We start from the raw sequence: 9,896 nt of genomic DNA, 5'->3' as shown, positions 1-9,896 counted from the left end.
GCTGATAGCTGATAGCTGATGGCTGTTGCTCCCCACCCTCCCCAAACTTCCCGCGCCCACTCCCCACACTCTCTGTTCCCTGTTCCCGACTCCCGACTCCCGAGTCCCGACTCCCTAGAAAAAAAATGCTAACTACAATGCCAATTAACCCTATCTTTAATCCAGATGGGGATGACAAAACTGAACACCGTTCAATTTGGTTTGGTAATACCACTAACTTGATGCAACTCAATGATGTCCGTTATGCTTGGGCAATTGGGTTGTATCAACAGATGCGGGAGAATTTCTGGATTCCCCAGAAACTAGACCTAACTCAAGATGTAACAGATTACTCCAATTTAACGCCAGCAGAACGTTATGCTTATGATGGGATTCTCTCCTATTTAACCTTTTTAGATTCCGTTCAAACCTGCAATATTCCTCACATCAAAAGTAGCATTACTGCCCCAGAAGTTAGTCTGTGTATGGCGGAACAAATTTCTCAGGAAGGGATGCACAATCAAAGTTATCAATATATCATTGAAACCGTTATCCCTACTGAACATAGAAGTAAAGTCTATGAATTCTGGCGCACTGATAAAGTGCTCAGGGATAGATGCGAATTTGTCGCCAGTTTCTATCAAAAGTATGTTGATAATCCCACCCCAGAAAACTATTTTGTTTCCTTACTGGCTGACTTTTTATTAGAAGGAATGTACTTCTATAATGGCTTCATTTACTTCTACAATCTCGCCTCTAGGATGCTGATGCCAGGCTCAGCGGACATTTTTAAAATGATTAATCGAGATGAACTGAGTCATGTCCGCCTTTATCAAAAGTTAATCCCCATGGCCATGGACGTATTTCCCTATTCCAGTGAGCAAATTTATGAAATGTTTGCCACAGCAGTGGAGCATGAATGTCGCTGGACTAATCATATTGTTGGTAACGATATTTTAGGGATTACCGAACGGAGTACTGAGCACTACACCAAGTATCTCGCCAATATCAGGTTACGTTCTATTGGATTAGACCCCCTTTACAAGGGCGAAAACTATCAAAAGAGTCCCTACAGCCACTTAGAGCGTTTTTCTGATACTAAAAAAGATGCTCATACTAAAGCCAATTTCTTTGAAGCTAGCGTAACTAGTTATGTGATGTCTTCTGGGGTCAGTGGTTGGGATGAAATTTAGGGAGTAGGGAATCGGGAGTAGGGAGTCGGGAGCGGTGCGACCCGTGGCGAATTTAATTCGCCAACGGAAAGCGCACCGAGGGAGTCGGTAGTGAGGTAAACAAGATTTTTTCCCTGTTGCGGTGATCCGCTGTTCCCTATTCCCAGATCCGCTATTCCCTGTTCCCTTCCCCCAAATAGTAAACTAGAAACCAAACCATCCAAATCCACCAATAAATTCTCAGTGACTAGAAGCCGCGAACCATTGCCCAGCCTGCTGCTGTATCACGCCCTGAAGTGGTCAGTGGTTAGCCCCTTAATCCATACCTATTTCCGGGGTCGCATTTATGGTGCTAAACACGTACCCACGTCGGGACCACTGGTGGTGGTGAGTAACCATGCTAGTGACTTTGACCCACCGATTTTAGCCAATTGTGTGGGACGTCCAGTAGCCTTTATGGCCAAAGAAGAATTGTTTCGTGTGCCAGTCCTGAAACAGTTTATTGAATTGTATGGTACTTACCCGGTTAAACGAGGGACACCAGACCGGAATGCCCTGCGTTCTGCTCTCGATTGCCTCGACAATGGCTGGGCCGTTGGTGTGTATTTGGATGGCACCAGGACACGGGATGCTCGCATTCATAACCCCAAGCTTGGTGCGGCCTGGATTGCAGCCCAAGCCCAAGCACCACTGCTACCGGTTACCTTGTGGGGAAGTCAAGCAATTGTTAAAAAAGGTTCCTTGATGCCACGGTCTGTACCCTTAACCGTGCGCATTGGTAAGCTGATTGCTCCTCCTAGCTCCAGTAACCGAGAAGAATTGCAAGCTGTGACCCAACAGTGTGCTGCAGCGATTAATGCCCTCCATGATTTGGGACGTTGATTATGTGGGAATAGGGAGTCGGGAGTAGGGAATCGGGAATCGGGAATAGATGTAGGGTGGGCAGTGGCTCAGACAGATTCCGAACCTTGCCATCAAGTTGGTAGCCACTGCCCACCAATTTGATGTAGTTGCGTAGGGTGCGTGATAGGACGGGCTCCCTCTCATTTTCCGCCTCGTAGTCAGCCTTGGAACAGCCCGGCCCGTAACGCACCACCGGGTCAAACAGTAGAATTTGATGTAGGGTGGGCAGTGGCTTAGACAGATTCCGAACCATGCCATCGGGTTGGTAGCCACTGCCAACCAACTGCCGACCAACTACCTCGCCTCGCCAATCACAGTAAAAGCCGCCCAAGCTTTCGGGTCTGGATTACCATCTTCATCATTGAGCATCGATAACATCGCCTCTCGCATGGCTTTGGCTTTATCCATTTTGTGAGTATAAATATTAGTATAAAACTCCCTCATCAACTTGGCCGTATCATCATCAGGCACTTGCCATAAGGACACCACTAAACTGGGTACACCTGCGGCAATCAAAGAACGGGATAAACCAACTACCCCTTCCCCTTTAATCTCACCCCTACCAGTATCACAAGCACTCAGAACCACTAACTTTGCTTTCAATAAGGATTTTTCCGGTAGTCCGTAACCAATCAGAATTTCATCACTGGTCAGAAAGCCATCATGGTCTGGTTGGTCAGGAGCTAATGCGATCGCACCGGGATAATCAATACCATTGACATCATCCAGTAAACCATGGGTAGCGAAATGGATAAGCGTTGCATTGGCCATTTTCCGCACAATGGTTGGTTCTGTTGCTTCCAAACCAATTAGAGCTTTTGTATTCAGCAATTGAGCAATGGTTAATGCTTCTGTTTCTGCACCCAGTAGAGGGGTTAAGGGTTTTTGTTCTAGTCCTATTTTAATCGTAGGCATGGTGGGATTACCCACAATCAATGGTTTTCCCCGGCTGTGTTGGACTCGATGCCAATGTTGACGGGTAAACGACAGGGATTGGATCGAAGGAGCAGTGAGAATGGTATGGTTTTCGATTAGATACTTGTGGTTATTATCTTGGAGAGCAGCAAAGGGGACTAGAAATAGTGAGTGATGGGGAATAAAAATAATACGGTCTGATGGGTTTATTGGTAATACGTCAACAATGGGAGTAATCAGCAGTTGGTAGAGTTGGTGTAGTCGATTACTATCGTTAGTGGTTTGTAGTGAAGCAGCATTCTGATTACCTCGACCTCTGACACCAATCTGCATACGACTGACTTTGACTAGTTCGGCCAGAGAAGTATCTTGTGGTAATGTATTACTACGGAAAGTAATCTCACCAGTAGGAGCAATCACCCAAATATAAATCTGGTCATCAACAATGGAATATTCCACCAAAGTGGCTTGTTGTTGTTGAGCAATCTCTTGAATGTCTTTAAGAGTAGGAGCTTTAGTTTTTTGAGGAGTTTCAGATAACTGTGCCGCTAATAAATCAATCAGAGCGCGGTTGCGACCCCGTTCGGAAATCTCTAAGGCTTGTTTTGGTTTACCTTGAGCAACCAATACCTGTTGTAAAAGACGATAGCTGGCAGCTTGTGTTTCAAAAATAGAAACCTTCCAATCATCTTCGTTACCGAGGTCTTGGCGGATATATTCCCAAATTTCAATGGCATCAAACAGGTGAGTTTGGGCTGGTTTTAGTTGATTCTTTTTTAAGAATGTAGCACCGAGATTATTCAGGAAGACAGCTTCACCCTTGCGGTGTCCGATTTCCCTAGCAATAGCTAAAGATTGTTGGTAGTAATCAATCGCTTTTTTATAGTCTCCCAGATTATCGTATGCATTACCCAGATTATTCAGGGAGGAAGCTTTACCTTCGCGGTGTCCGATTTCCCTAGCAATAGCTATCGATTGTTGGTAGTAATCAATCGCTTTTTTGTAGTCTTCCAAACTATCGTATACATTACCCAGATTACTCAGGGACCGAGCTTCACCCAGGCGGTGTCCGATTTCCCTAGCAATAGCTATCGATTGTTGGTGGTAATCAATCGCTTTTTTATAGTCTCCCAGATCATAGTATGCATTACCCAGATTATTCAGGGAGTAAGCTTCACCCAGGCGGTCTGAGATTTCCCTAACAATAGCTAAAGATTGTTGGTGGTAATCAATCGCTTTTTTATAGTCTCCCAGATTATCGTATGCACTACCCAGATTATTCAGGGAGGAAGCTTCACCCAGGCGGTCTGAGATTTTCCTATCAATAGCTATCGATTGTTGGTAGTAATCAATCGCTTTTTTATAGTCTCCCAGATTCTGGTATGCATTACCCAGATTAGTCAGGGAGCCAGCTTCACCTTCGCGGTGTCCAATTTCCCTAGCAATAGCTAAAGATTTTTGGTAGTAATCAATCGCTTTTTTATAGTCTCCCAGATGATTGTATGCATTACCCAGATTATTCAGGGAGTTAGCTTCACCCAGGCGGTCTCCAATTTGTTTATAAATCACCAATGCTTGCTGCCAAGACTCTAATCCTTCTGGGAACTTACTGCGACGAAGGTGACTAAGTCCTTGCTTAAATAGTTTGTCCGCCTCTGCTTGATTAATGGCTACTTGAACTATGGCATCCCTAGGGGCTAAATTCCCCTCTTGCTCTGGGCTAACCGTGTTTTGTTCTTGAGCCACTGGTGGTAAAGTGAGGAATCTAGCCACAACAGGCAATTCCCTAGGAGTGAGGCAGACAGTGAGAAGTCCCAACCATAAGACGTGCTTAAGTTTCATATCGGATATTGAATTATTCCCTACTTCCCTATATCTGAGAGATTCCTGATCCTATGCAATGATTCAGGGAGCAGGGAGTCGGGAGTCGGGAATCGGGAGTCGGGAATCGGGAGTCGGGAGTCGGGAGTCGGGAATAGGGAACAGTTACTGTTTGAGCCGGTGGGTGGAATGGGCATCTTGGTGGAACGGGCATCTTGGTGGAATGGGCATCTTGGTGGAACGGGCATCTTGCCCGTTACAATTCCCAGACGGGCTGTCCCAACCTGGACGTTGAGGCGGACAATGAGTGGCAGCCCCTCTCTAACATACCCTACGCAACTACTAGAAAAATAGCGATCGCATTATAGCTGGACAAGGGTTATCAAAATTAATAAGCATAAATACTGATTGGCTCAATCTCATATCCACTAGGTATTTCAAAATAAGATGCGTTTACCCTGGGTACGCTATGGTCAGCCATCTCACGCTATCCTCATCTTTTAGTGGCAGGGTCGTTCCCCAAGCATGGAAGGTAATTGGGGAACGACCCTGCCAATAGTGCTCGAACAATTGGCAAAAATCGTCTACCTCACAGAAAATGCCTGTGATGTCCTTTCGCGATACAATACTGGTCGTAGCTGGCACAGATCTCATTGCTTCAAACCTAGTCGAGCGCCTTTCTTTCAGTTTTGTCTAGTTCGTCGAACTCACGTTAATTTATGAGATCAGGTATGAATAATATGTATGAACTAACTGATGATCAAGTTAATACTTTCTACCATAAAGGTTGGATTGGACCCCTTGATATATTCTCATACCAAGAAGTGGAATCTGTGAGAAAAGAAATAGAAGCAATTAGCCAAATTGAATTGCTGGACGAGCAGAAAATCTTAACTTTTTCACATAGTGATTTTGGTGTAAAAACAGCACATAACCATCATTTATACTGTAAGCTTTTGTCTGACATTTTTGAAGACAAAAGAGTGGTGTCTCGCTTAAACCAACTCGGGGAAGCAAACTTATTATTATGGAGGACAAGTATTTTTCATAGAATGCCTGGACAAGAGGGAATTGATTGGCATCAGGCAATTCAATACTATGAAGATTATCCAAATATAAATGAAAATGACCTTTTTTTACTTTTTCCCAAAGGGGAAAAGGTGCTTAACATTACTGTGTGGATAGCCTTGGAAGATCTTACTTCTGAAATGGGCACATTGTTCTTTGCTAATGGTTCCCATCGTCAGCAATTTCAAAGCATTGAAGTTTCTTTGGGAGAAGGATTGTTGAAAGAAGAAAAGTGTGACATAAACTTGGAAGCAGAGCCAGAATCAAAACGATACTCTAAAGTCTGTCAATTTAATGAAAACGAGTGGGAGATAGAATCTATTCCAATGGTAAAAGCAGGTCAGGCAATTATATTTACTGAGCAAGTAATGCACAGTGCCCCTTCCAATTGTTCCAATAAAGAAAGATGGGTAATTGTTGGACGCTATATCAGACCTAGCGTAATAGTTCATCCACAACTACAAAACAATAATTACATTGATAGCTATGGTTGCGATCTAAGAAAACACTTTTGCATTTTAGTATCCGGTAGCGACAATTATAAAATCAATAAAGTTGTTACCAGGAATTGACAAGGAGAGTAGCTGGGGGGGCGATATGTAAGCTGAAATCCTTACTGGGTAATATAGCAGAAGTCATTTGTCAGAAGTCATTTGTCAGAAGTCAAACTCTTGCGCTTCTTGATGCAGTCGCTCATGGGGGAAACCCCCAAGACCGCTTAGGTGCGCTTTCCGTTGGCGAATTAAATTCGCCACGGGTCGCACCTCTGCATCGCTTACAAAGGGTGTGAGACTTTTGTCATGTCCTAACTGCCCTGGCGACTGCTATAATTTCAGCCCATAAGTTACTTAGGGATACAGCGCCGCCAAAGGGGGTTTCCACGGGGCTTTCAAGGTGCGGACGCAGGTGACCCACGCAGCCCCTCCCTACCCTCTCTACCTCGCTTCACCAATAACAGTAAAAGCCGCCCAAGCTTTCGGGTCTGGATTACCATCTCCATCATTAAGCATGGATAACATCGCCTCTCGCATGGCTTTCGCTTTATCGAATTTGTGGGTGTAAATATTCGTATAAAACTCCCTCATCAACTTGGCCGTATCATGATCAGGCACTTTCCATAAGGACACCACCAAACTGGGTACACCTGCCGCAATCAAAGAACGGGATAAACCAACTACCCCTTCCCCTTTAATCTCACCCCTACCAGTATCACCAGCACTCAGGACTACTAACCTTGCTTTCAATAACGGTTTTTCCGGTAGTCCGTAACCAATCAGAATTTCATCACTGGTGAGAAAGCCATCATGGTCTGGTTGGTCAGGAGCTAATGCGATCGCACCGGGATAACCAATACCATTGACATCATCGAGTAAACCATGGGTGGCTAAATGGATAACGGAAGCATTGGCCATTTTTTCCACAATGGTTGATTCTGTTGCTTCTGGTCCAATCAGAGCAGTGGTCTTCAGCAATTGAGCAATGGTTAATGCTTCTGTTTCTGCACCCGGTAGAGGGTCTAACGGTATTTGTTCCAGTCCTACATTAATTTTGGGCATGGTGGGATTACCCACAATCAATGGTTTTCCGTTGCTGTGTTGGACTCGATGCCAATGTTTACGGGTGAACGACAGGGATTGGATCGAAGGAGCAGTGAGAATGGTATGGTTTTCGATTAGATAATTTCCGTCATCATCTTGGAGAGCAGCAAAGGGGACCAGAAATAGTTCTTGATGGGGGATAAAAATAATACGGTCTGATTCGCTTTCAGGTAATAAGTCAACAATGGGAGTAATCAGGAGTTGGTAGAGTTGTTGTAGTGGATTACTATTGTTAGGGTTTGGTGGTGAATCAGCATTCTGATTACCTCGACCTCTGACACCAATCTGCTCACGACTGACTTTGACTAGTTCCGCCAGAGTGGTATCTTGGGGTAACCTATTACTACGGAAAGTAATCTCACCAGTGGAAGCAATCACCCAACTATAAATCTGGTCATCAACAATCGAATATTGTACCAAGGTGGCTTGTTGTTGTTTAGCAATCTCTTGAATGTCTTTAAGAGTAGGAACTTTAGTTTTTTGAGGAGTTTCAGATAACTGTGCCGCTAATAAATCAATCAGAGCGCGGTTGCGACCATGTTCGGAAATTTCTAAAGCTTGGTTTAGTTTACCTTGAGCAACCAATACCTCTTGTAAAAGACGATAGCTGCGAGCTTGTTCTTCAAAAATAGAAACCTTCCAATCATCTTTGTTACTGAGTATTTTGCGGATATATTCCCAAACTTTAATGGCATAAAACAGATTACTTTGGGCTTGTTCTAGTTGATTGTTTTCTAAAAAGATAGTACTGAGATTATTTAGCGATTTAGCTTCAACCAGGAGGTGTCCGATTACCCTAGCAATAGCTATGGATTGTTGGTGGTAATCAATCGGTTTTTTGTAGTCTTCCAGATCATAGTATGCAAGACCCAGATTACCCACGAAGCGATCTCTACCCTTGCGGTCTCTAATTTCCCTAGCAATAGCTAAAGATTGTTGGTGGTAATCAATGGCTTTTTCGTAATCTCCCAGCTCATAGTATGCATTACCCAGATTAGTCACGGAAGCAGCTTCACCCATGAGGTCTCTAATTGTCCTAGCAATAGCTATGGATTGTTGGTGGTAATCAATCGCTTTTTCGTAATCTCCCAGATGATAGTATGCATTACCCAGACTAGCTAGGGAGTTAGCTTTACCTCTCGGGTATTGGTTTTCCCTAGCAATAGCTAAATATTGTTGGTAGTAATCAATGGCTTTTTTGTAGTCTTTCAGATGATAGTATGCATTACCCAGATTACCCAGGGAGTTAGCTTCACCAATGAGGTCTCTAATTGTCCTAGCAATAGCTATAGATTGTTGGTGGTAATCAATGGCTTTTTTGTAGTCTCCCAACTCATAGTATGCATTACCCAGATTATTCAGGGAACCAGCTTCACCCTCGCGGTTTCCGATTTCCCTAGCAATAGCTATCGATTGTTCCTGGTAATCAATGACTTGTTTGTACTCTCCTAGATAATAGTATGCACCACCCAGATTATTCAGGGAGTTAGCTTCAACCTCGCGGTTTCCGATTTTCCTAGCAATAGCTAAAGATTGTTGGTGGTAATCAATCGCTTTTTTGTACTCTTCCAGATTACCGTATGCAAGACCCAGACCTCTCAGGGATTTAGCTTCAGCCTCGCGGTTTCCGATTTCCCTAAAAATGTCTAAGGATTGTTGGTAGTAATCAATCGCTGTTTTGTAGTATCCTAGACCATTGTACGCACTACCCATATTACTCAGGTGGTTAGCTTCACCCAGGCGATCGGTGATTTCCTGAGCAATAACTAAGGAGTTTTGGTGGTAATCAATGGCTGTTTTGTACTCTCCCAGAGTACCGTATGCATTACCCAAACTAGTCAAGGAGTTAGCTTCACCCTCGGGGTATCGAATTTGTTTATAAATTACCAATACTTGCTGCCAAGACTGTAATGCTTCTGGGAACTTACTGCGACCAAAGTGACTAATTCCGTGGTTCAGGAGTTTATCCGGTTCTGCTTTCTTACTGTCTACTTCAACTATGGCATCACTAGGGGTTATAGTCCCTTCTTGCTCTGGGCTCACAGTGTTTTGTTCCTGAGCCAGTGCTGGTAAAGTGAGGAATCTAGCCACAACAGGCAATTCCCCAGGAGTGAGGCAGACACTGAGAAGTCCCAAGCATAAGACGTGCTTAAGTTTCATATCGGATATTGAATTATTCCCTACTTGGCCATATCTGAGAGATTCCTGAACCTATGCAATGATTCAGGGAATAGGGAGTAGGGTGTGGGGTGTGGGGTGTGGGGTGTGGGGTGTCAGGAGTCGGGAGTCGGGAGTCGGGAGTCGGGAACAGTTACTGTTTGAGCCGGTGGGTGGAATGGGCATCTGGCTGTGGAATCGGCATCAGGCTGTGGCATGGGCATCAGGCTGTGGCATGGGCATCAGGCTGTGGCATGGGCATCAGGCTGTGGCATGGGCATCA

The 9,896-nt window shown here is 44.4% G+C and carries 10 protein-coding genes and 1 pseudogene; 5 read left to right on the top strand and 6 right to left on the bottom strand.

The features are described 5' to 3' along the window. Window positions 1–137: 137 nt before the first annotated feature. On the top strand, window positions 138–1,172 hold the full coding sequence (locus tag F6K38_RS23290) for a ribonucleotide-diphosphate reductase subunit beta (protein WP_008185238.1): 1,035 nt from the start codon (window positions 138–140) through the stop codon (window positions 1,170–1,172). On the opposite strand, the gene F6K38_RS23285 is transcribed toward F6K38_RS23290, so the two are convergent. Beyond that, window positions 1,169–1,381, bottom strand: coding sequence for a hypothetical protein (locus F6K38_RS23285; protein ID WP_143764218.1), 213 nt, complete (start codon window positions 1,379–1,381; stop codon window positions 1,169–1,171). The genes F6K38_RS23290 and F6K38_RS23285 overlap by 4 nt on opposite strands. A gap of 13 nt (window positions 1,382–1,394) precedes the next feature. Between F6K38_RS23285 and F6K38_RS23280 the strand changes: the two genes are divergently transcribed. Further along, complete coding sequence (locus F6K38_RS23280) at window positions 1,395–2,033, top strand: lysophospholipid acyltransferase family protein (RefSeq protein WP_287251576.1); 639 nt, start codon at window positions 1,395–1,397, stop codon at window positions 2,031–2,033. Here the strand turns inward: F6K38_RS23280 and F6K38_RS23275 are convergent. The 3 genes from F6K38_RS23275 to F6K38_RS23265 are packed head-to-tail and all read right to left on the bottom strand — an operon-like array spanning window position 2,005 to window position 5,004. Further along, window positions 2,005–2,385, bottom strand: coding sequence for a hypothetical protein (locus tag F6K38_RS23275; RefSeq protein WP_287251577.1), 381 nt, complete (start codon window positions 2,383–2,385; stop codon window positions 2,005–2,007). The two genes, F6K38_RS23280 and F6K38_RS23275, sit on opposite strands and share 29 nt — an antisense overlap. After that, the gene (locus F6K38_RS23270; protein WP_287251579.1) at window positions 2,349–4,811 is read right to left on the bottom strand and encodes a CHAT domain-containing protein; all 2,463 of its coding nucleotides are present in this window, start codon (window positions 4,809–4,811) and stop codon (window positions 2,349–2,351) included. Before F6K38_RS23270 ends, F6K38_RS23275 begins: the two co-directional genes overlap by 37 nt. Before the next feature lie 28 nt (window positions 4,812–4,839). Continuing rightward, complete coding sequence (locus F6K38_RS23265) at window positions 4,840–5,004, bottom strand: hypothetical protein (RefSeq protein ID WP_154659814.1); 165 nt, start codon at window positions 5,002–5,004, stop codon at window positions 4,840–4,842. A 4-nt stretch (window positions 5,005–5,008) separates the two neighbouring features. Here F6K38_RS23265 and F6K38_RS23260 point away from each other — a divergent pair, with 4 nt between their 5' ends. Beyond that, window positions 5,009–5,158, top strand: coding sequence for a hypothetical protein (locus F6K38_RS23260; RefSeq protein ID WP_229414522.1), 150 nt, complete (start codon window positions 5,009–5,011; stop codon window positions 5,156–5,158). Between the two features lie 85 nt (window positions 5,159–5,243). Here the strand turns inward: F6K38_RS23260 and F6K38_RS23255 are convergent, their stop codons facing one another. Next, entirely contained in the window at window positions 5,244–5,444 is a 201-nt protein-coding gene (locus F6K38_RS23255) for a hypothetical protein (protein WP_287251582.1), read from the bottom strand. An 86-nt stretch (window positions 5,445–5,530) separates the two neighbouring features. On the opposite strand from F6K38_RS23255, the gene F6K38_RS23250 reads away from it, so the two are divergent. After that, the gene (locus tag F6K38_RS23250) at window positions 5,531–6,430 is read left to right on the top strand and encodes a phytanoyl-CoA dioxygenase family protein (protein WP_008185243.1); all 900 of its coding nucleotides are present in this window, start codon (window positions 5,531–5,533) and stop codon (window positions 6,428–6,430) included. 363 nt (window positions 6,431–6,793) lie between these two features. Here the strand turns inward: F6K38_RS23250 and F6K38_RS23245 are convergent, their stop codons facing one another. Beyond that, on the bottom strand, window positions 6,794–9,616 hold the full coding sequence (locus tag F6K38_RS23245) for a CHAT domain-containing protein (RefSeq protein WP_063747935.1): 2,823 nt from the start codon (window positions 9,614–9,616) through the stop codon (window positions 6,794–6,796). A 58-nt stretch (window positions 9,617–9,674) separates the two neighbouring features. Here F6K38_RS23245 and F6K38_RS23240 point away from each other — a divergent pair. Continuing rightward, window positions 9,675–9,896: pseudogene (locus tag F6K38_RS23240) on the top strand (hypothetical protein); the annotation flags it as partial.

Source organism: Moorena sp. SIO3B2 (assembly GCF_010692525.1).
Lineage (GTDB): Bacteria > Cyanobacteriota > Cyanobacteriia > Cyanobacteriales > Coleofasciculaceae > Moorena > Moorena producens.
This window is presented reverse-complemented; position numbering and strand designations above follow the sequence as displayed.

Coding starts and splice junctions, on each gene's coding strand:
- F6K38_RS23290 (WP_008185238.1), top strand. CDS start 138: ATGCCAATTAACCCTATCTTTAATCCAGATGGGGATGACAAAACTGAA.
- F6K38_RS23270 (WP_287251579.1), bottom strand. CDS start 4,811: ATGAAACTTAAGCACGTCTTATGGTTGGGACTTCTCACTGTCTGCCTC.
- F6K38_RS23265 (WP_154659814.1), bottom strand. CDS start 5,004: ATGCCCGTTCCACCAAGATGCCCATTCCACCCACCGGCTCAAACAGTA.
- F6K38_RS23255 (WP_287251582.1), bottom strand. CDS start 5,444: ATGAGATCTGTGCCAGCTACGACCAGTATTGTATCGCGAAAGGACATC.
- F6K38_RS23250 (WP_008185243.1), top strand. CDS start 5,531: ATGTATGAACTAACTGATGATCAAGTTAATACTTTCTACCATAAAGGT.
- F6K38_RS23245 (WP_063747935.1), bottom strand. CDS start 9,616: ATGAAACTTAAGCACGTCTTATGCTTGGGACTTCTCAGTGTCTGCCTC.